This is a genomic window from Clostridium sp. AF32-7AC (genome assembly GCF_003477925.1).
Taxonomy (GTDB): Bacteria; Bacillota; Clostridia; order Lachnospirales; family Lachnospiraceae; genus Otoolea; species Otoolea fessa.
Genome location: NZ_QUEG01000001.1, coordinates 632978 through 653710, shown reverse-complemented (window position 1 = coordinate 653710; position 20733 = coordinate 632978). Strand labels below are relative to the sequence as shown.

Annotated in this window: 17 protein-coding genes and 2 tRNA genes; 3 read left to right on the top strand and 16 right to left on the bottom strand. The window is 49.7% G+C overall.

Annotation, left to right across the window (positions count from 1 at the left end):
* Window positions 1-2: 2 nt before the first annotated feature.
* The 9 genes from DWZ45_RS02985 to DWZ45_RS02940 all read right to left on the bottom strand — a co-directional run bounded on the left by DWZ45_RS02985 (window position 3) and on the right by DWZ45_RS02940 (window position 13013).
* A complete protein-coding gene (locus DWZ45_RS02985; RefSeq protein WP_022360206.1) occupies window positions 3-803 on the bottom strand; it encodes an OadG family transporter subunit in 801 nt (266 codons plus the stop codon).
* Window positions 804-1765: 962 nt separating this feature from the next.
* Window positions 1766-3364 (bottom strand): GH25 family lysozyme, encoded by a 1599-nt coding sequence (locus tag DWZ45_RS02975; protein ID WP_227589530.1) that lies wholly within the window; start codon window positions 3362-3364, stop codon window positions 1766-1768.
* Between the two features lie 415 nt (window positions 3365-3779).
* Complete coding sequence (locus DWZ45_RS02970) at window positions 3780-4490, bottom strand: Bax inhibitor-1/YccA family protein (RefSeq protein ID WP_107000382.1); 711 nt, start codon at window positions 4488-4490, stop codon at window positions 3780-3782.
* A 199-nt stretch (window positions 4491-4689) separates the two neighbouring features.
* Entirely contained in the window at window positions 4690-6120 is a 1431-nt protein-coding gene (locus DWZ45_RS02965) for an MATE family efflux transporter (protein ID WP_117795221.1), read from the bottom strand.
* Between the two features lie 123 nt (window positions 6121-6243).
* Window positions 6244-7521 carry a peptidoglycan-binding protein gene (locus tag DWZ45_RS02960; protein ID WP_276530430.1) on the bottom strand — a complete coding sequence of 426 codons (1278 nt, stop codon included), beginning with the start codon at window positions 7519-7521 and terminating at the stop codon, window positions 6244-6246.
* Between the two features lie 122 nt (window positions 7522-7643).
* A complete protein-coding gene (locus DWZ45_RS02955; protein WP_118467527.1) occupies window positions 7644-9440 on the bottom strand; it encodes an aminopeptidase P family N-terminal domain-containing protein in 1797 nt (598 codons plus the stop codon).
* Window positions 9441-9465: 25 nt separating this feature from the next.
* A complete protein-coding gene (gene lpdA / locus DWZ45_RS02950) occupies window positions 9466-10887 on the bottom strand; it encodes a dihydrolipoyl dehydrogenase (RefSeq protein WP_117795214.1) in 1422 nt (473 codons plus the stop codon).
* 96 nt (window positions 10888-10983) lie between these two features.
* Window positions 10984-11994 carry an aspartate--ammonia ligase gene (gene asnA / locus DWZ45_RS02945; RefSeq protein ID WP_022360200.1) on the bottom strand — a complete coding sequence of 337 codons (1011 nt, stop codon included), beginning with the start codon at window positions 11992-11994 and terminating at the stop codon, window positions 10984-10986.
* A gap of 242 nt (window positions 11995-12236) precedes the next feature.
* Window positions 12237-13013, bottom strand: a complete 777-nt coding sequence (locus tag DWZ45_RS02940) for an HAD family hydrolase (protein ID WP_118467525.1) — start codon at window positions 13011-13013, stop codon at window positions 12237-12239.
* A 543-nt stretch (window positions 13014-13556) separates the two neighbouring features.
* On the opposite strand from DWZ45_RS02940, the gene DWZ45_RS02935 reads away from it, so the two are divergent.
* Window positions 13557-13630: transfer RNA gene (locus DWZ45_RS02935), tRNA-Pro, on the top strand.
* A 113-nt stretch (window positions 13631-13743) separates the two neighbouring features.
* Here the strand turns inward: DWZ45_RS02935 and DWZ45_RS02930 are convergent.
* The 4 genes from DWZ45_RS02930 to trkA all read right to left on the bottom strand — a co-directional run bounded on the left by DWZ45_RS02930 (window position 13744) and on the right by trkA (window position 17276).
* Window positions 13744-13968, bottom strand: coding sequence for a hypothetical protein (locus DWZ45_RS02930; RefSeq protein ID WP_022359096.1), 225 nt, complete (start codon window positions 13966-13968; stop codon window positions 13744-13746).
* Between the two features lie 194 nt (window positions 13969-14162).
* Window positions 14163-14453, bottom strand: coding sequence for a hypothetical protein (locus DWZ45_RS02925; RefSeq protein ID WP_022359095.1), 291 nt, complete (start codon window positions 14451-14453; stop codon window positions 14163-14165).
* A gap of 15 nt (window positions 14454-14468) precedes the next feature.
* Window positions 14469-15908, bottom strand: a complete 1440-nt coding sequence (locus DWZ45_RS02920) for a TrkH family potassium uptake protein (protein WP_118467523.1) — start codon at window positions 15906-15908, stop codon at window positions 14469-14471.
* A gap of 9 nt (window positions 15909-15917) precedes the next feature.
* A complete protein-coding gene (trkA, locus tag DWZ45_RS02915; RefSeq protein ID WP_117795754.1) occupies window positions 15918-17276 on the bottom strand; it encodes a Trk system potassium transporter TrkA in 1359 nt (452 codons plus the stop codon).
* A gap of 318 nt (window positions 17277-17594) precedes the next feature.
* Here trkA and DWZ45_RS02910 point away from each other — a divergent pair.
* Window positions 17595-17665: transfer RNA gene (locus DWZ45_RS02910), tRNA-Gly, on the top strand.
* Between the two features lie 216 nt (window positions 17666-17881).
* Here the strand turns inward: DWZ45_RS02910 and DWZ45_RS02905 are convergent.
* Both DWZ45_RS02905 and DWZ45_RS02900 read right to left on the bottom strand, forming a co-directional pair.
* Window positions 17882-18724, bottom strand: a complete 843-nt coding sequence (locus tag DWZ45_RS02905; RefSeq protein WP_118467521.1) for a M15 family metallopeptidase — start codon at window positions 18722-18724, stop codon at window positions 17882-17884.
* Between the two features lie 471 nt (window positions 18725-19195).
* A complete protein-coding gene (locus DWZ45_RS02900) occupies window positions 19196-19486 on the bottom strand; it encodes a phage holin family protein (protein WP_022359091.1) in 291 nt (96 codons plus the stop codon).
* Between the two features lie 126 nt (window positions 19487-19612).
* Between DWZ45_RS02900 and DWZ45_RS02895 the strand changes: the two genes are divergently transcribed.
* Window positions 19613-19996, top strand: coding sequence for a hypothetical protein (locus DWZ45_RS02895; RefSeq protein WP_182426619.1), 384 nt, complete (start codon window positions 19613-19615; stop codon window positions 19994-19996).
* 125 nt (window positions 19997-20121) lie between these two features.
* Here DWZ45_RS02895 and DWZ45_RS02890 read toward each other — a convergent pair whose 3' ends face one another.
* On the bottom strand, window positions 20122-20733 hold the full coding sequence (locus tag DWZ45_RS02890; RefSeq protein ID WP_117795208.1) for a manganese catalase family protein: 612 nt from the start codon (window positions 20731-20733) through the stop codon (window positions 20122-20124).

Genomic DNA, 20733 nt, shown 5'->3' with positions numbered 1-20733 from the left:
GATTATTTACGTGTAATGGAGCGGATATTTACGCTGTCTGCCGGTACGCCGGTTGCTGCTGCGATCGCTGCAGTGATAACTGCTACCAGTTCTCCATCGTTTGCCGCATTGCCTGCTGCTGGTGCTGCGGTACGTGCCGGCGCTGCTGCCGGTGCTGCAGTCTGTACAGGTGCCGGTGCTGCTGCCGGTGCCTCTGCTCCTGCTTTTTTAGCCTTTACATTTGCCTCAATCTCGTTAACCTTCTTGAAGCTGCTGATAATTAAGCTGATGAAGATCAGTACCAGGAATACGGTACCCATACCCATCAGGGTATTTAATGCTGCCTTCTCCATCTTCTCACCGAAGCTGTAGTTTACAACAAAGGATAACTCAGTCGGTACCAGAGAAGTACCGCCGTAGCTGCTTACGCTCTCCTCAGCGGTCAGGGAGAAAGTCAAGTTTCTCTTCTCAAAGGAAGCCTGAACAACTGCTGTGTAGCTGTCATCATCGGCGCGCTCTACGGTCACGCTCTGAATCTCACCCATCTTGCCTAAATCGTCCTTAGAACTGGTCCAGGAAGAAATTGCAGACTCAATGACTGTGTTTTTCTGCTTCTCAGCCTGTTTCAGCTGTGCTGCCAGATCTTCGTCACTGTAGCTGGCGAACTGCTCCAGATAGCTCTTAGCGCCATCGCTCATGGTCTGCTCGATCTCCGGAGAAATCGGCTCTACCGCTTCTTCAGAAGCGCTACCACAGGCGGACAGAGCGAAAAAGCAGACTGCCATGCAAAGTACAAGCAGCATTCTTTTCATATTCTGTTTCATAAATGTGTCACCTCGTAATTAGATCGTTCCATGCTTTGACGGACGTCCCTCTTTCTTCGTGAATCATATCCTGACAGCATCCATGTTTCTTTCATGGCGCCATCCGTGATACTTCCCACCTATCTGTGTTTGCAGGTGTTTTTGCAAAATTTCCAGAGCTTGTCATCCACTCCGGGAATTCTCCATCTGACACGCTGCGGCAGCAGAGGATTGTACAATCTCCTCTGCATACATAAATGGCATGCACTTCCGTCTATGCGAATCCGACTTTAATAGCCATGCATACATAAACATCTGTACCACTGACTTGTTATTCGATTCTCACATAAGCGCTGTCCGGTGCCTGACTGATGACAAACACTGCCCTCATCCCTGTTTCCGGAAATGATTCCGGCAGCCAGCCGCACTGACATCCCTTTTTTAGCACTACAACTCCGCCGACGGTTCTGATTATATAATCATTATACAATATGTAAAAACACGCTGCTTCCATGCAGTACTAAATCCGGAATCTGCATTCTCCGACCTTTCCCTGCCTGCGTCTTAGCGCAGCTGCCTGCCTGCGAACCACTGCTTTCACAGTTTCCTGCTGACAAACGCCCCGCTTTCGCACTACTTCTGTGCCCGCCATCCCGATTCTGCGCTTTTGCCGATATAACGCATACCGAGGCTCTTCCTAATTTGCAGCCAGAAGAGCCTCGCATCTTTCGTCAAATCCGCACCGGAACAGCCGCAGCTTATCTTGCACATACAGTTGATATAGCAGTTTGAAACGTCATGTTATGCCAGATTACTTATGCTGTTTTCCTCCATCCCATAAGCAAGTCCTTTTTTTGCCTGTTTAACATTGTATAATGAGGTTGGCAAAAAAGCAAGTTATTTCCGTTCGAATTTGTTTACTTTTTCATTTTTTTAACTGAATCAGCTCCAATATCTGGGTACTGGTTCAAATCATATTTATATTATACCCCTGCCGGACCAGACGGCTGCACCGGTGACTGGCTTCCGGTTGTCGGAGTCTGTCCATCCGTCGAACCGCCATTTCCCGCCGCATTCTCCTCCGGCAGAACTACCGTGCAGCTTCCGTCTGCCGCTGCCTGCCAGGTATTTCCATCCATCTCGAACGTAATACCTGCGTACATCGCGCCGCTGGCATCCAGGTAATATTTCTTACCGCCAAGATCCAGCCAGCCGGTCTGCATCACGCCGGACTCGTTCATGTAATACCACTTTCCGCCGACTGCCTGCCAGCCCGTCGTCATGGCGCCGGAGCCGTCAAAGTAATACCAGCTTCCGCCCAGGTTCTGCCAGCCCGCCTGCATCGCGCCGGATGCGTTCAGATAATATTTCTTGCCGCCCGTCTCCAGCCAGCCCATCTGCATCAGACCATTGTCCGCCATGAAATACCAGCTCCCATCAACCGCACGCCAGCCCGTCGCCTGCTCGCCCGATGCATCAAAATAACGCCAGCCGCCGTCCAGTGTCTTCCAGCCGGTAATCATATGACCATCCGCCTCCAGATAATACTTTTTGCCTGAAAGCTCCAGCCATCCTTTAGACGGATTGCCCGCCGCATTCATATAGTACCAATTCTGACCATCGTTAATCCACGCCGATTTCTGCATCACATGGTTCTGATAATAGTAACGGTTCCCCGCGATCGTCCGCCAGGTATTGCCCGGAATGATCTGCGTATAATCTTTATACAGATAATCAATATCCACATTGCCGTTCACGCCCTTGACCGAACCGGTGTTGGACGCCTGCCACATCGAGGTCTTTGAATATGTATACTTCTGCTGGTATTTTGCCACCCATATATCATACGAAATCTTCGACATATCGATCTTATTGGCAATCCAGTATTCATTTGCATAGACCATCGGATAATATCCTGCATCCTGAATCCGCTTACAGAACGCGTTGATCACATCGCTGACCTGAGACTGCGTCAGAGTTCCCAGCGTATTAGCATCCTCGGCATCAAAGACAACCGGAAAGGAGATAGGATAATCCTTGATAAGATTCAGGACAAAATCCGCCTCCTGCTGCGCCATTTCGACCGAAGTCGCATACGAATAAATGTACGCGCCCAGCCGCAGCCCTGCCTGGCTCGCATTTGCCGCGTTCATAGCGAAAAACGGATCCACATTACCGCGGAACCGGGTTGCCAGCATCGCAAACTGTACATTATCCGATGCCACCTGGCTCCAATTTACATTCTGCTGCCAGTAGGACACATCCACGCCGCGCGCAATCGCACCGATCCCCTCATTCTCCGTCACCCGGTACACGCCAAGCCCCGATGTGACCGCGCTCACACCCCCATTGGAAACAGAAGTCGAACCGCCAGAGCTGCCTGTACTTCCCGAATTGGAGCTGCCCGAACCGCCGCCCGGCCCCGCATTCGAGGATGACGATGTAAGAGAAGAATCTCCCGCCGGTCCTGCCAGCGCTGTCATCGGCTGAAAACACAGCGCTGCTGCCAGCATGCCAGCCGCTGCCCGTGAAAGCACACGCGCGCGCCCCATCCTTTTTTTGTTCATTCTATTCCGATTCATGCCAAAAAACCTCCTTGATTATCCTTTTATACCTGTTGTCTGTTCACCATTTATATACATTTCCCCGCCTGATCCGGCGGGGGCATATGCGAAACAAATATGGTTCATCCACACACTGTGTAACCAACAGCAGAACATTTCCTATTATAACCTAGTTTAACAGATACTCCCCATCCACTTCAATAGAGAAACTTTAAATAAAATCTGTCAAATTTATTACAGAATGCTTCCCTTTCTGCTAAAAGAATGAAGCCGTCCATGCCAAAAACAGGATTTTCAAGCAGAAAAACACAATAATGCCGGAACAAAGCTTTCCCCCGTTCCGGCATTTCATTTTTGCATATTCAGTTTTCCGCAAAATTCCACTTTTCTTTATTCCTGCAAAGGAACTTCTGTTCTCCTGAAAGATTTTTTCCTATTTCCGATTCCGGTTCATCAGGCGGATAATGTACAGAAACAGGTTGATAAAATCGAGATACAGCTGCAGCGCTGAGAATACCGATGCTTTCTGAAGCAGCTCCGGATCCGCGGAGAAAATCTGGTAATTATCCCGGATCTTGGTTGTATCATAAGCGGTAAAGCCTAAGAATACCACGATACCGGCATAGCAGAGCACTGTCTCAAAGCTGCCTAGATTTAAAAACATTGAAAGCAGACCAAAGAGAATCAGAAACAGCAGTCCGCCAACGAGCAATGGACGGATTCCGCTCAAGTCCAGCTTGAAGATCAGGCTGACGCCCGCCATCATTCCGAAGAACAGCGCGGTCGCCGCAAATACAAACACCATCTCCACAACACCGAAGATCAGGAAATACATCGAGAAAACAACGCCGTTTAAAGCTGCATAGAATAGAAACAGCCCTCTCGCCGCTCCCACCGATAACTTGTGAATCCGGGCACTCAGCCAGATCACCGTCAAAAGCTCCAGTCCCGTCAATGCGAGGGTCGCATACGGAACCTGAAATACATACAAAATCGCTCCCGTCACGTATCCGGCTAATGCGATGCCAAATGTCACAAGAAGCCCTGCAAACATCCATAAATATGTCTTCGCCACATACTGTCCCAGTGTCTCATGGCGTTCCCCCGCCATCTGCCAGGACTCATTCATTGGTTCATAGCCCATAATTCTGCCTCTCTTTCTGACCAGCGGCAAGTGCCTCTGCCCTCTGTTTCGAATCTCCGTTTTATCTGCCGCTTGCGCGGCATCCATCCAGGAAGAAACACTGTCACCTATCTTTTGTAACATAAGAATATCACACTTTCTGAAAAAAATCCAGTACCACCCCGTTTTGTCAATCATTTTCGAAACCATGCATAACTGTTTACAGGTTATGAAGCTCCCGCCTCTTTTTCTTCCACGGAAGCGGCACATTCCATTTTTTCAGCGCACTGAAAAAATAATAATAAATATTAAAGAGAACCGTTGTGATCGTCCAGGTCAGCGGATAGCTGAATACCACTGTCAGGATATCCGGGCGGATCGGAACAGCGATCAGGATCCAGACAACCCGCAGGACGCACACGCCCAGCGCCGTCATAATCATCGGAATCCAGCAGTCTCCCACACCGCGCAGTGCGCCGGAATAAATCTCAATACAGAGGTATGTCACAAATGCCGGCACCAGGAAGTGAAGAATCTTCATGCCGATCGCGATTACCTCTGCATCCGTTGTGAACAACAGATAAATATAGCCGCCCGTCAGATACAGGATCGTGCTCAGCCCCACCGTGATAATACAGGAAATTCCCAGGCAGACGTACACGCTGCGTTTCACACGGTCCAGCCGCCCCGCGCCGTAATTTTGTCCGACAAAGGTCGTGATGGAGATCCCCAGCGCATTAATGATCATCCAGTAAGTGCTGTCGATCTTTCCATATGCAGCCCACGCCGCCACCGTGTCTGTTCCCAGTGCATTGACGCTGCTCTGGATCACGAGGTTGGAAAAGGAATACATAACCGACTGGAGTCCAGCTGGAAATCCAATCCGTATGATCCGCACCAGAATCACCGGTGTGATCCGCGTTTTCCGGATCTCAAACCGGTACGAGCCATCCGCACGCATCAGCGTTCCCAATACCAGACACGCGCTGACCACCTGGGAAAGGATCGTCGCCACCGCCGCACCACGCACGCCCATCCGAAGTCCTACTACAAACAACAGATCGAGCGCAATGTTTGTAAAACAGCTGATCACAAGGAAATAGAACGGTCTTTTAGAATCACCGATTGCCCGCAGGATTCCGGCACCCATATTATATAAGAGGTTCGCCGTGATTCCGACAAAATAAATGTGCAGATACCCGCTTGCATTGTCCATGATATCCTCCGGCGTCCCCATCAGGCGAAGCGCCGTGTCGGAAAAAAGGAGTCCGCCAACCGTCATAAGGATACCGCACAACAGCGAAAAGGCAATCGCCGTGTGGACTGCCTCGCTGACCCGCTGACCGCGTCCCGCCCCGTAAAACTGGGCGATGATAACTGTCGCACCCGAAGAAAGTCCTACAAAAAAGCCAACCAGCAGGTTCGTAAGCATCGATGTGCTTCCGCCGACCGCCGCCAGCGCTTCCTTTCCGACAAAACGGCCTACTACCACCGCATCTGCCGTATTATAGAGCTGCTGAAAAAAAGTTCCAAATAAAATCGGGAAGAAAAATAGCAGAAGCTGTTTCCAGATCACTCCCTCTGTGATCGCATTTGCCCGGCCAGTCTCCCCGGTTTGTCTGACTCCCTCTTCCCGTCTGGTATCTTTCATCCAATCCACCCCCTCTTATGTTCTTTGTCTCTGTTTCCTGTATGCATCCTGCTCACAGATATTTCACCTATAGGAATTCATATGTCTTTTCGTTATTCTTCTCCCGCAAATCCCATTTCCAACTCAATTCAGCTCCGCAATCCGCGAGATCCCCACATAGATATGAGAAATCTTGTACCAGGTAGCAAAATCGACCACGCCCGTCTGCGGAAGTCCAAACACCGACTGGAACGCCCGTACGGATGCCTCCGTTCCGGGTCCGTAGATCCCGTCCGGCGTAACCCGCGGGATCGCTGTATACACAGTCGCCACCGCGTCAAGCTGCTGCTGCAGCTGCCGCACCTTATCGCCGCTGGACCCCACTTTAAGCGGTTCCCCCGGATAAGAGATCGGGATTCCTGATATCTGTTCCGCAGTGTTGATGTAAATACTATTTCCATAGAAGCGCCGCAATATCTCGATCGCGCTGTATCCCTGTTCTCCCAGACTGCACGAACCCCACTGGGTCATCCAGCCCGGGCAGGACACCCGCCGCCCATCGCAGTACTGTGTCAGAATCGGCTGCCGCACACCGGGGCGGGACAGATAGTTGTCAAAAATGTCGTCCACCACCTCTGAGATCGGCTCGAAAATATCACGCCCGTAAATCCACTTGTGATCGAATGCCGTTGAGGAAGTGATTGTAAAATCGTAGCCCTGGTTCCGATACCACTCCGTATACACCCGGTTCAGTGTAAATGACATGATCGCAAGCACATTGGCGACGATCGTGCTGCGCGGCCAGGTCGCGTAGATCTCGCTCGACGCCACGTTTTTGATATAATCCCGGTATGACACATAGTAATCTTTTGCGGAGGCATTGGTCGGTACGCCGTCATGCACGACGATCGTCTGCGGTACCACCACGCGGCTCAGCACGATCTCGCCGCTCTCCTGCACCGGTTTTACCTCATCTTCGGCAATCTTGGGCGGATAGGAACCATATAAGGTATGGTCCGGAATCTGGATATTCTCCTCCGCTCCGGTCTGAGCCGGAAGCGGAATCATCCGGATCGGCTGGACTGCCAGCACGCCCGCCAGCACCTCCGTTCCCTTTACCTTCACCGGCCCATAGCCCTCTGCCCGCACTTCCACCGTATAATCCGCATACGGCTTTTCCCGGTTCTGTTCTTCCAGTGAAAGCAACGCAGGAGGCGCCGCTACCGCAATCTCCTCCGTCTGCCCGGATAAATTGGTTCTAAGCACTTCCTGCGTCTGTCCTGATTCTCCATAGCTGATCGAAGCCTCTGCTCCCTTAATTGGAAAATTGTTTTCACTGTTTACCACATCGATCCGCAGATAGCCGTCCTGCATTCCAGTTGTCTCACAGATTCGGACACGGTCGAACGAATGATAGCGCATACACGCAGCCTCGCATTTATTTTACATGGTCATTTACAGTTTATATCCGGCATCTTTTATCTATGCCGGTTTTTAACCGCTTTTTTAATGTTTTACTGCCGTATCTTCCTTGTTTTCCTCTTCTAAATTGCTCGCGTCGCCTCTGCCAGCCACATCTTCTCTTCCTCCATCATATACGGAGACAGCTTCTCATACACGCCCTTATGGTACGCGTTCAAAAGCTCGCGGTCGCGCGCTTCCATAAGCGATACATCGATCGTGTCCAGATCGATCGGAACCCAGGTCAGGTTTTCAAATTTCATGAACTGACCAAATTCATTCTTCACATCCTTCACACAGAGCATCAGATTCTCCGTCCGGATGCCAAATTTTCCTTCCAGATAAAGCCCCGGCTCATCGGAGGTAACCATGCCTTCCTCCAGAACCGCATTTTCAGCAGGCGATGTGAGCAGCCTCCATCGGATGGAATTCGGGCGCTCATGCACACATCCCAGATAGCCGACACCATGCCCTGTTCCATGGTTGAAATCCAGACCGTTTCTCCACAGGAGTTCGCGCGCAATATAGTCCAGGTTGATACCGCGGCAGCCATACATAAACTTCGCATCCAGCAGACGCAGCATCGAACACGCCACCAGCGTACAGCAGCGTTTTTCTTCCTGCGTGATCGGTCCGACCGCGATGGTACGCGTCACATCCGTCGTTCCCTCATAATACTGTCCGCCGGAATCGACCAGATACAGCCCCTTATTCGGCACACTGCTCTTCTCTGTCTCAGAGGCCGTATAATGGCACATCGCCGCGTTCGGTCCCCACGCAGAGATCGTCGTAAAGCTCATATCCAGGCAGTTTTTTTGTTCCAGGCGCAGCTTATCCAGATATTCCCCTGCGGTCCACTCGTCCAGTCCTTTTTCGCCTGCATGTTCCTTCACCCAGCGCAGGAAACGGGTCAATACCAGACCGTCCTGCACATGCACACGGCGCATATTTTCCTGTTCCACTGAATTTTTGACTGCTTTTGCCGCTGCCGTCGGATTCATCGCCTCGATCACTTTCACGCTCGCATCCAGGCACCGGAACAGACGGTAATTGATCTTCGACTTTTCCAATAAAACTCGCTCATAGCGGAATGCGGATGCAATCTGGTATACCGCCTCATATGGCATGATCCGAACGCCCAGTCCATGCAGATAGGCACGTACTTCTTCGTTCAGCGTCTTCTCATGAATAAAGAGGAATAATTCCTGTTTTGTTACAATCAAGTAGGACAATACAACCGGCGTATGTACAATGTCATCACCCCGGATATTTAAAAGCCACGCGATATCATCAAGACTCGTCAGCAGATGCACCGTCGCCTGACGCTTTTTCATCTCCCCGCGCAGATCTGCAATCTTCTCCTCCGCCGATTTTCCCGCATACTTCTCTTCCAGAATCCAGACCGGGTTCATCGGAAGCGCCGGGCGGTCGTCCCAGATGTTTCCAACCAGATCCTCACCCTCCGAAATGCGTACCTTTTTCCCGGACAGTGCTTTCGCGATGCGCTCGCCCTCGGCCGTATCGACCACTCTGCCGTCAAAACCCAGAACACCCTGTTCCGGCATATGTTTTTTCAAAAATTCCAGCGTCGTCGGCACGCCCTCCTGACCGGAGCGGTAAAGTTCCACCCCGCTGCCGGAAAGCTCTGCTGCCGCCTGCACAAAATATCTGCCATCCGTCCAGAGACCTGCGTCCTCCATCGTAATGACCGCCGTTCCCGCCGAACCGGTAAAGCCTGTCATATATTTCCGGCATTTGAAATACCCGCTCACGTATTCCGAGCCATGGAAATCCGATGTTGGAATCAGATATGCGTCCATTCCACGCTCCGCCATCTTCTCGCGAAGCTGTTCAATTCTCGCCCGAACCTCACGTCCCATTTTTCTGCCTCCTGTTGTTTCTCTATTATCCATTTTTCAACGCATCTTTGATCGCCTCCGTGATCGCCTCACTGTACGTCGGATGCGCGCGCATCGCCGTCGAGAGCTGATATGCCGTAAGACCGTTGGCGATCGCCGTTGCCATCTCTCCGATCATGTCCGTCGCACGCGCACACATGATCTGCGCCCCGATCAGCGTGTTGGTATACGCCTCAAAAATCAGGCGCACAAAACCGCGGCTGTTTCTCGCCAGAAGCGCTTTTCCATTTTCCGTCATATATGCCACACCGCACTTGATCTTCATATTATAAAGGCGGGCGTCATTTTCCGTAAATCCAACCGCCGCAATCTCCGGCTCCGTATAAATACAGGTCGGCACAACCGGAAGCACGACATACATACCGTTCGGCACGACCGAAAGCTGCATCCGGTGTCCGCGTCCCGCCAGGTTTTCGACCAGATAAGCCGCATGGGACGCTGCCACATGGGCAAGACGTTTCCGCGCCACGGTATCGCCGATCGCATAGACATTTTCCTGCGTCGTGCGGTAGGTTCCCTTGATGAGCGGACGCCCATTTTCCAGCTGTACCTGACAATCGTCCGCCAGAACCTTCGACATATTCGGGCGTCTGCCGACTGCCACCAGCACGCGGTCCGCCGGGCTTTCCTTCCAGCCGCGCTCACAACGGTAATTGACCGACACCGTGTCGTTGCCGCGATCCTTGATCTCCATGACCTGTACATTGCAGTGGACTTCAATACCCTTAGAACGCAGATTTGCTTCCATCTGCTCGGAAATCATCGGATCCATCGACTCCAGCAGACGGTTTGCCTGCTCCAAAAGCGTCACGCGGGAACCGAGCGCCGCGAAGATCGTCGCGATCTCCACACCGATGACACCGCCGCCGATGACCGTCAGACAGTCAAAATTCCAGTCATCCATCCGCAGAATATCACGGCTTGTCATAACCTGCGGCAGATCAATTCCCGGGATATCCGGAATCACAGGGCTGGAACCGGTTGCCAGAATCACATTTTTTCCTTTCAGCGTCAATGCGCCTTTGGAGGTCGTCACACGCACCACATTATCCGCATGCAGGCGCGCATCGCCGTGAATCATCTCCACCTCCGCTTTTTCTAACATTCCCTGAATCATTGAGCGGAATGATTCCACGGACTCATTTTTATAAATCTGCATCTGCCGCCAGTCAAAGCTGACCTTCTCCGCCACGATGCCAAACCGGAATGCTTTCAACATATCCCGATAGACTGCCGTCGCCTGCAGAAGCGCCTTGGCAGGAATACAGCCGGTATTGACGCATGAGCCGCCCAGCGCTTTTTTCTCGATCAGGACTGCATCCATCCCCATCGCCGCCGCACGCAGCGCTGCCGTATATCCCGCCGGTCCCGCACCGATAATAATTAAATCATAGATATGATCCGCCATATAAATATCCTATCCTCTCATTCTATGGGCTTCCCATTACACAAAAAACTGCCGCAGAAAATCACTTTCCCGGGCAGCTTTTCATCAATTTTATTTTTACAGCAGATGAATGTTGTGAGCCTCTGCCTCTGCGCGCACACCGTCCGGCCAGATCGACGCCTGCACCTCTCCGATATGTGCTTTCCGCAGGAAGAACATACAGATACGGGACTGACCGATACCGCCGCCGACTGTATACGGAAGCTCTCCCTCCAGAACTGCTTTCTGGAATGGCAGCTCCGCGCGTTCCTCACATCCCGCCTTTACCAGCTGCTCTTTCAGGGAATCCTCATCAACACGGATACCCATGGAAGAAAGCTCCAGTCCGATATCCAGAACTGGATAATATACCAGAATATCGCCGTTTAATTTCCAGTCATCATAGTCCGGAGCACGACCATCGTGCTTCTCACCGGATTTCATCTTGTCACCAATCTGCTCAATAAATACCGCACCATGCAACTTCGCAATCTTGTACTCGCGCTCCTTCGGTGTGCAATCCGGATACATATCTTCCAGCTCCTGGGTCGTCACAAATGTGATATTTTCCGGAAGATAACGTCCAATGTACTCATACTCATATGCCATATAGTCCTCGGTCACTTTCAGTGCCTTGTAAACCGAACGGACAATGGATTCCAGTGTCTCACGGGTACGATCTTTTTTACTGATGATCTTCTCCCAGTCCCACTGATCCACATAAATGGAATGGATGTTGTCTGTATCCTCATCACGACGGATCGCGCTCATGTCGGTGTAAAGGCCTTCACCTTCCTGAAATCCGTACTCTTTTAATGCCTGACGTTTCCATTTGGCGAGAGAATGTACAATCTCAGCCTTCCGATCTTTCTGCTCCAGAATTCCAAAGGACACCGGGCGCTCTACGCCGTTTAAGTTATCGTTCAGACCAGATTCCGGCAGTACAAAAAGCGGTGCGGACACACGGGTCAGATTGAGCTGTTTTGCCAGTTCTCTCTGAAAAAAGTCCTTGATTTCCTTGATAGCAACCTGTGTTTCTCTCAAATCCAATACCGGTTTATAACCAGCCGGAGTAATTAAATGTTCCATCTGTTACATCCTCTCTTTTTTCCCGGTGCGTGTCCGGTTCCCTGCCGCACTGCCGATTTCTGCAGCCGCAGTTCATCCTTTTAGTCAAAGCTTGCAGGCACGCGCCTTTTAAGTCATTTCTTGTTATTGTACTGCATGGAATTTCTACTCAAAGAAACTCACCTGTGGACAATAACCGTTTGGTAGCTATTATATCATTTATATAGGAAAATGGGAACAGGTAAAATAGGAAAATAACTTCTTTAAAATAAATGAAGGTGTTCGCACGCTTTATAAATTCCATCTTCCCCGATCGGTGCCGTCACGTAATCGGCTACTTTTTTAAGCGCATCCACTGCATTTCCCATCGCCACGCCGATGCCGGCTTCCTGCACAACCTCAATATCATTCATGCTGTCGCCAAATGCCACTGTATCGGAGAGATCTTCTTTTTCTCCAAAATACACCGCCAGCCTGCGGAGTCCGTCCGCCTTGGAATTGCCTTTCTCGACCACATCCGCGCCATGTCCGCTCGCAAACATCGGCAATTTCAGGGTCGGAAATTCCCGTTCCATCTCCTTCACCTGTTCACGGCTGCCGACAAACGCCAGTGTCCGGACCGGCATCGTGAGCATCTTCCACGGATCCTGGAACTGCCGCCCGCAGCTTCCCCAGAAGCGGATATCATTAGCCGCAATGATCTCTGGATGGATATAGTAATCTTCATCCCCCACCGTCATGCCGATTCCGAAGCCCTTTTCATCGCAAAAACTCAGCACCCGGCGCAGGAGTTTCGGATCAAAGATGTGCTCAAACAGCAGCTTATCTCCCACTGTGATCTTCGTCCCGTTCATATGTACAATCGCATCCGGACGGACGATGTCCCGGTACGATGTACTGTAATAATTATCCATATCGCGCCCCGTTGCCAGCACAATCTTGTACTTCGGGCGTAGCTTTTCAATCGCCTCCAGCGCACTCGGTGTGATCTGATCCGTCCGGTGGTCTAAGAGGGTCATGTCGAGGTCAAAACTTATCATGATGTTCTCCTTGGGGTTGGTTACTACAAAAGGTCACAGCCGAAGACTCTGCTATGACCTTTTCTTTTAATTATCCACGTTTTCATCATACCATTTTTCAAATTTGGAGTCAATATTGGGAAAATATTCATTCTGTTGATCCATTCCATTGATTCGTAAAATTCCACTCAACCATCAAAATTACATCAAAAAAACAAACATCCGGCAGCGAAAATTTAGAAGTCATAGTTGATTTTTGATGTAATTTTGATATAATGATATGCATATGATGTTGGGGGCAAAAGCTTTTGACCCCTCTGATACCGAATTGCTCTGCACTGCGTGCTCCCGCAATTCTCAAAAACATTCGCAATTCGCTCATTTTTCTTTGAAAAATGGCTACTTACTCATGTTTTTGGCGGGTCCCAAGGTCAAAAATTCTCCTGCAAGCAAGCTTGCGTCGAACTTCTGACCTTTTGACCCTGGTATCATGCATATAATATTTCAACAAATGGCGGTATATGTCAGCTGAACATTTGGCAAAGTACAGCTATGATTTATTTTCGGGGTATGGCGTAGCTTGGTAGCGCGCTCGGCTGGGGGCCGAGAGGTCGCAGGTTCAAATCCTGTTGCCCCGATTTTTAGCATATTCTTAGAGTTCTTAATAAATAAAAGGAAGAAAGCCGGGCAGCTCTCACCGCCCGGCTTTCTTCCTCTCAGTTCACACCCCATGCAAGCTGAATCTCCATCTCTAATTTCCGCAGCCACAGCCGCCATTATTACTGCAGCCGCAGCCAGACTGGCTGTCTCTTCCGGCATCATAGCCATCCCGATAGCCGATTGCATAACCATCGTTGAAACCTCTCCGATAGGAATTTCTTCCATTATTTCCACAGCTATTCCAGCCCCATCCATTGTTTCCGCAGCCGCCGCATCCTCCGCAGTGTCCACAACCATTACCCCAAGACCAACACATATGATAATCTCCTTTTCATTTTTCATTGATACTATATCATATGCCTGTCAACGCAAAGTGTGTCCCACTTCCCCGGAAGCCACACTGTCAGCCGTTTCAAGCATCTGTCCCAAAACACGCCACCAGCCATTTTCTCTGCATCATGGCAATAAAAATGGGCGCATGCCAGACACATCACGCCCACTTTTATCTACTTACACCCGGAAGTTCCGGCTCTTAAACACATACACATGTGCGAACAGTGTCACCAGCACAACTGCCGCCAGCACCAGATCGCCCGTACCGCCGCCCAGATGAAACGCCATGCCAAACAGCGACAGCGTATCAATCGCAAACAGCCATTTTTCAACCGCATACACCTTTTTCAGGTTATATTTCTTCGGATCGATCGAATCCGATATAAAAATCAGGAAATCTTTGCCGCAGAACAAATCAATTGTCTCTGCCAGTCCCAGACACCCCGTTAAAAAGAACAGTATATCCATCCGCATTCTCCTTCCCTAGAACCGCTTCCAGGTTTCCCTTGAAAACAGCAGAAGTACCGGGAAAATCTCCAGACGTCCTGCCAGCATATCAAAAATCAGAACCACTTTTGAGAAATTACTGAAAAATCCAAAGTTTCCGGTCGGTCCGACCAGCGCCAGACCCGGTCCGATATTATTAAACGTAGCCGTAACCGCCGTAAAATTCGTCACCAGATCGTATTCATCCAGAGAAATCAGCAGAACAGATACCGTAAAAATGAGCACATACGCAACCATAAACACATTCGTCGAGCGCACAACCTCATGCTCCACGATCTTTCCATCCATTTTGATCTTCTCCACTGCACTCGGGTGCAGGTACTGTTTCAGTTCCTTTTTTACCGATTTAAGCAGAATCAAAACACGCGACACCTTGATACCGCCTCCGGTACTGCCCGCGCAGGCGCCGATAAACATCAAAAGTACCATAATCGTTCTTGAAAGCTGCGGCCATTTATCAAAATCCACCGTGGCATAACCGGTCGTCGTGATAATCGAACCGACCTGGAATGCCGCATCCTGGAATGCCTGCAGTGCATTGCCGCAGAGTGCTACCGTATTGACTGTAATGATGCCAATCGCCGATGCAATGATTAGAAAATATGCCCGGACCTCCTGCATTTTAAAGGCCTGTCCCATCTTCCGCATCAGCAGAAAGAAGTAAAAGTTAAAGTTCACTCCGAACAGAATCATAAACACCGTCACGACATTTTTCTGAAATGCCGTGTAGCTCGCCAGACTATCATTCCGGATTGCAAAACCACCCGTACCTGCTGTTCCGACCGTGATCGTGATCGCGTCGAAAATCGGCATTTTCCCAAGAATCAGAATCACAGCCTCAAGAATCGTCATTCCCAGATAAATCTGGTATAACAGCTTCGCCGTCATCTGAACCTTCGGAACGAGACGACTCACGATGGGTCCTGGGCTCTCCGCCTTCATCAAATTCATATGGGAACCGCCCACCATCGGCAGGACACTCAGAAGGAATACCAGAACGCCCATACCGCCGATCCAGTGCGTAAAACTCCGCCAGAATAATAAGCATTTCGGCAGCTGCTCCACATTGCTCAGAATACTTGCACCGGTCGTCGTAAAGCCCGATACCGTCTCAAACAAGGCATCGATCGGATTTGGAATATAGCCGCTTAATACAAACGGCACTGCTCCCATCACACTGAGTAAAACCCAGCTTAGAGAAACCGCCACAAAGCTCTCCGCCACATAAAAGATCTGATTTTTCGGTTTCCGGCGTACCAGAAGCATACCAACTATCAGGCATACTGCCATCGTTGCCAGAAAACACCATACCTCTGACTCACGGTAAATCAGTGCCACTACCGTCGGAAGCACCATAAAAGCCGCCTCAAAATTCAGGATCCAGCCTATGATATAAAATACAATCGAATAATTCATCTATGCCGCCTACTTTCTCAGGATGTCGCGGATATCCCGCAGACCTTTCTGACTCGTCAGGACGATCACTGTATCGCCCTGCTGGATGCAGTCCTGTCCACGCGCGATCTTGATATTGCCGCCGCGGTTGATGCATCCGATCAGCAGGTTGTTCTTGAGATTCAGATTCATCAGCGGAATGCCCGTCACTTCCGACTCCTCGCGGATCACAAACTCCAGCGCTTCCGCCCGGCTGTCGAGAATATGGTACAACGTCTCCACATTGCTGCCGATGGTATTCTGCATCGCGCGCACATACTGTAAAATGTAGTCCGCCGTGATGTATTTCGGATAAATCAGACTTCCCAGATCCAGCTTGCTGATCAGCTCGTCAAAGGCGATCCGATTAACCTTTGTCACCAGCTTCGCGCTGGAATTTTCCTTCGCATACAGCGCAAGGAATACATTTTCCTCATCCATATTCGTCAGAGTGACAAATGCCTCCGCCGTCATCAGCCCCTCTTCCAGAAGAAGCTGCCGGTCCGTTCCGTCACCGTTGAGGATCAACGCATCGTCCAGAAGCTCTGTCAGAACCTCGCAACGCGCTTTATCTTTCTCCACAATTTTAACCCGGATCTTCATCGCAGCCAAAAGTTTCGCCAGATAATAAGCAATCGTACCGCCTCCGACAATCATCGTATTTCTGACCTGGTTTGTCTGGATGCCGATCTTGCGGAAAAATTCTGCCGAATTTGCCGGGGAGGCGATAATCGACACCATATCCCCGTTTTTGATCACAAATTTACCATCCGGGATCGCCACCTCATCGCCGCGCTCAACACCGCCGATCAGGACATCGCAGCGGAATTGGCTGTCAATATCCATGACCGAAAGCCCGTCCAGCTTAAACTCCGGTTTTACCTTAAATTTCAGAAGCTCTACCTTTCCCTTGGCAAATGGATCGATCTTGATCGCTGACGGAAAGCGCAGAATTCTCGAAATCTCCGTCGCCGCCGCATATTCCGGGTTAATAATCATGGAAATTCCCAGCTGCTGCTTGATAAAGGTAAGCTCGTTGCTGTAAATCGGATTCCGCACACGCGCAATCGTGTGGCAATGCCCCACTTTTCTCGCAATCAGGCAGCAGAGAAGGTTCATCTCATCCGACCCTGTCACGGCAATCAGCATGTCCGCCGTCTGCACACCTGCCTCGATCTGCATGGAAATGCTGGCACCATTTCCCACCAGCTTGATCGCATCGATATCATCTGACACCCGCTGCATCCGCTCCGCAGACGTATCGATCATCACCACATTGTGATCTTCCCGGACAAGCTGCTCCGCCAGCGTCGTACCAACCTTGCCGCATCCGATAATGATTATATCCATAGTTTCCTCCGTTATTTTCTGTTTATCCGCCATACCGATACAGATTTATATACAAAATAAAAAATGTGCCTTAACACTTTCCTATGACGGAAAAAGGGTGCCTGAAAACCACGCCCTAATCCATACGGAATTATTATAACACCTTCTGCGAGTTTTTGAAATATAAATTGTGTTAAGAGGGCATTTTGTGGGTGTTTTGAATATATTTGTCTCTTTCGATCCCAAAAGTGCCTACCCGTGTACAGTAACTTTCCTCCCTTTTTGGCAAGATAAATTTCTTGACTTTTTCAGAAAAAACAGTATACTTAATATATATTTGCAGATATGGTTCATCGGTAGAACGCTAGCTTCCCAAGCTGGAAAGGCGGGTTCGATTCCCGTTATCTGCTTTTTTTGATGGATGCGGAAACCCTTGTAAATGCTGGATTTTTCCTTTATTTACAAGGGTTTTTGGTGTTTTTGGAGCATCTACCACGAAAGCATATTTCAGTATAAAGAACCCCCTTTTCCGGGGAAATATCACACGAAAAAAGGGCTGTTTTTCCTTTATTTTCAAGGAATGACAGCCCCTTATTATGCGCTTATATTGTGTTTTTCATCATATTTTATCGTATGTGTCCGTCCTCTGCTATCCGATCTGCGGTAATCATCCAGCCATCCGAATCAAACGCATACGCCTGTCCGTCAATCTGGCAGACTGCATCGTGCCGGTAGGTGTACCCACTCAGCAGATACCACCAGCGCCCGTCCTGGCACACCCAGCCAGTAAGATACTTGCCAGACACCCAGCCGTCCGCAGTCTGGATCCACGGATCGCCGTCGGCAAAGCATTTATTAATTGGCTGCACACGCTGATCCTTGGTGTAGCGCTTGCCTGTGTCTGTACCTTTTGGAGTTGTTCGTATGATAAGTGAGGACGCAGTGACTCTCAACCCGCGTATGCCGCTCTTAATTTCTTTAAGATCGGTGATCACCGTTTTTGACTGTTCTGGTACCGTGCTGTTCTCCGCCGCCCAGGTCTTTTTAAACGCCTCAAATGTCCCATATTTCTGTTTCAAAATCCCAGTACCGCTGCCCCAATCCGGCAAATATACGTGTGGCTTGTCTACGATGCTTTTCCAATCGCCGCCCCATCCAAGCCCCAGATTTTTGGCAAGCTCTCCGACTTTCTTAAAATAATCTCCAGACTCATTATAGGCGCCTTTTCCATCTGCCCGGTAGAAATCCGCTGCAATGCCCCATTGGTGCTGGCTGCTATAGCTGCTGCCCCTAGCATTCGTGACAATACTGCCCGGCCGAGTCCGCCCTTGTGCATACAAAGCGTCCTGTTCGGCGACGCTCCGGAAAGATTCCCCGATTTTAATCGGCAAACCTGCACCGACACACTTATCAACGAGCTGCGCAGTCAGCGCCTGGAGACGCGGATGGCATAATGTGATATCTCTCATAGATTTGTCCTCTTTTCTTTATGATATGAAAAATATGACATTTTGTTTTCCGGGGGTATCTTGCAAAGAATTTTCGCATATGCTATAATGCCGATAGGCTAAGAGATAGTAGTTGTCCATCACAGGCAACGACAAAACCCCCAAGGATCGCGACTCCTTGGGGGTTTTTATTCCTAATTTCACGACGGGAAGGCTTAAACCCGCAGGCTAGTTACCGACTATTTGTGACCGTCTAACCATTTGCAGATGAAATGGCTAATCACACCCGCCACGACGGAAACAATAAGAGATAATAGTATTTCCACCGCAGGCACCTCCTTCCTGTCACCAGTTTCGGAGGCGGTAACTCTGACATTATAGCATATAAATTTCTTTCACTCTATCGGATTTCGTCGATTTTCCCTATTGTTGCGATGCCGCAACGGCAGCCATGCCCCGAACTGCCGCGGGAGATAGTCGGATCGCCTCCTTCTACTCTTCTTTTCCTGACTGCTTAAAAATCTGGTTTACATACGTAGACAATCCCGCCACAAGGACGCCCTGTGTAAGTGCCGTGAAAACTGCCAGCGCGATATCCTGACCACTGCCGCAGGCACAGGTGGCGAACACATAGATGGCACAAATCGCAACGCCAATCAGCCCATTAATGAGTGGGATGTATTTGTCTTTCACTGTCTCGCTCTGCTTCAGCCACATCCCAATAAAGTACAGCACTACTGCTACCACAAGTAATTCCGGCTTTACATAATCTTTAATCTGCATACCTTATCCCTCCATCTGCTTTTCCAAATCTGCGATCCGATGGTTTGCTACCCGGATCTGTTCCTGCATCACTGCCTCGGTCTCCTCTAATTTATATGTACGCTCAATTACTGTATGAAAGCAATTATGAATGATGAAGTCATGGAACGACTGATTGATACGCTGATGGAGTTGCAGAAGAAAGAAAGCACCGATCTGCCTCTTTTGAAAAAGCAGCTTGCAGAAACGGAAAAAGGTATTAACAATATGCTCAACTCCATTCAAGCAGGGATTTTTACTCCGTCCACCAAGCAAAGACTGGACGAGTTGGAGGAAACCAAAAGGCAGCTTGAAGTCAGCATTTTGCAGGAGGAAATGCACAAGCCCCTGCTTACAAGAGAACAGATAGCATTTTTCATTTACCGCTTCCGTAAATTTGATGTGACAAAGCGGGAACAGCGGCAAAGACTGATTGACAGTTTTGTAAATGCGGTGTATCTTTATGAGGACAAGATAATTCCTTACTTTTAACTGTAAGAACAGTTCTAAGACCATCACACTGGCGGAGGTTGAGGGTTCGGATTTATCCGCACTCGGTGCTGGTTTGAAAACCTCCGTAAAGAATGAATTTGACATTGTTTACGGAGGTTTTTGTTTTATCCCTTCGCTTTCACTTTATCAAACTCTGGGTTAAACGTATAGAAATTACGACTGCTCAGGTGATCCTGTACATTTCTTAAAGCTTCACCAAACCGCTGAAAATGTACAATCTCGCGCTCGCGCAGAAAACGGATCGGATCGCATACTTCCGGATCTTTGACCACGCGGAGAATATTGTCGTAGGTTGTGCGGGCTTTCTGCTCTGCTGCCATATCCTCATATAAATCCGTGATCGCATCGCCCTTCGACTGGAACTCGCACGCATTGAACGGGATTCCGCCTGCTGCCTGCGGCCAGATTGCCGTGGTGTGGTCGATATAGTATGGTCCGAACCCGGATGACTCGATCTGTGCCGGAGTAAGGTTGCGCGTGAGCTGCTGGACAATGGCGGCAATCATCTCCATATGGGCTAGTTCCTCGGTTCCGATGTCGGTCAGAAGTCCTTTCTGCATCTTATAAGGCATCGTATACCGCTGGGACAGGTAGCGCATAGAGGCTCCGATTTCGCCGTCAGGACCGCCATACTGGCTCATTATATATTGCGCGATCTTCGGATTCGGCGTCTTGATATTGACTGGATATTGTAATCTTTTTTCATATCTCCACAT

What these genes read in the sequence shown, in the direction of transcription:
- DWZ45_RS02960 (WP_276530430.1), bottom strand. Translation starts at nt 7,521, where the DNA reads ATGCGCTATCATTCGTTCGACCGTGTCCGAATCTGTGAGACAACTGGA.
- asnA (WP_022360200.1), bottom strand. Translation starts at nt 11,994, where the DNA reads ATGGAACATTTAATTACTCCGGCTGGTTATAAACCGGTATTGGATTTG.
- DWZ45_RS02975 (WP_227589530.1), bottom strand. Translation starts at nt 3,364, where the DNA reads ATGAATCGGAATAGAATGAACAAAAAAAGGATGGGGCGCGCGCGTGTG.
- trkA (WP_117795754.1), bottom strand. Translation starts at nt 17,276, where the DNA reads ATGGATATAATCATTATCGGATGCGGCAAGGTTGGTACGACGCTGGCG.
- DWZ45_RS02920 (WP_118467523.1), bottom strand. Translation starts at nt 15,908, where the DNA reads ATGAATTATTCGATTGTATTTTATATCATAGGCTGGATCCTGAATTTT.
- DWZ45_RS02940 (WP_118467525.1), bottom strand. Translation starts at nt 13,013, where the DNA reads ATGATAAGTTTTGACCTCGACATGACCCTCTTAGACCACCGGACGGAT.
- DWZ45_RS02955 (WP_118467527.1), bottom strand. Translation starts at nt 9,440, where the DNA reads ATGGGACGTGAGGTTCGGGCGAGAATTGAACAGCTTCGCGAGAAGATG.
- DWZ45_RS02890 (WP_117795208.1), bottom strand. Translation starts at nt 20,733, where the DNA reads ATGTGGAGATATGAAAAAAGATTACAATATCCAGTCAATATCAAGACG.
- lpdA (WP_117795214.1), bottom strand. Translation starts at nt 10,887, where the DNA reads ATGGCGGATCATATCTATGATTTAATTATTATCGGTGCGGGACCGGCG.
- DWZ45_RS02970 (WP_107000382.1), bottom strand. Translation starts at nt 4,490, where the DNA reads ATGGGCTATGAACCAATGAATGAGTCCTGGCAGATGGCGGGGGAACGC.
- DWZ45_RS02925 (WP_022359095.1), bottom strand. Translation starts at nt 14,453, where the DNA reads ATGGATATACTGTTCTTTTTAACGGGGTGTCTGGGACTGGCAGAGACA.
- DWZ45_RS02895 (WP_182426619.1), top strand. Translation starts at nt 19,613, where the DNA reads ATGAATGATGAAGTCATGGAACGACTGATTGATACGCTGATGGAGTTG.
- DWZ45_RS02900 (WP_022359091.1), bottom strand. Translation starts at nt 19,486, where the DNA reads ATGCAGATTAAAGATTATGTAAAGCCGGAATTACTTGTGGTAGCAGTA.
- DWZ45_RS02930 (WP_022359096.1), bottom strand. Translation starts at nt 13,968, where the DNA reads ATGTGTTGGTCTTGGGGTAATGGTTGTGGACACTGCGGAGGATGCGGC.
- DWZ45_RS02985 (WP_022360206.1), bottom strand. Translation starts at nt 803, where the DNA reads ATGAAACAGAATATGAAAAGAATGCTGCTTGTACTTTGCATGGCAGTC.
- DWZ45_RS02905 (WP_118467521.1), bottom strand. Translation starts at nt 18,724, where the DNA reads ATGAGAGATATCACATTATGCCATCCGCGTCTCCAGGCGCTGACTGCG.
- DWZ45_RS02965 (WP_117795221.1), bottom strand. Translation starts at nt 6,120, where the DNA reads ATGAAAGATACCAGACGGGAAGAGGGAGTCAGACAAACCGGGGAGACT.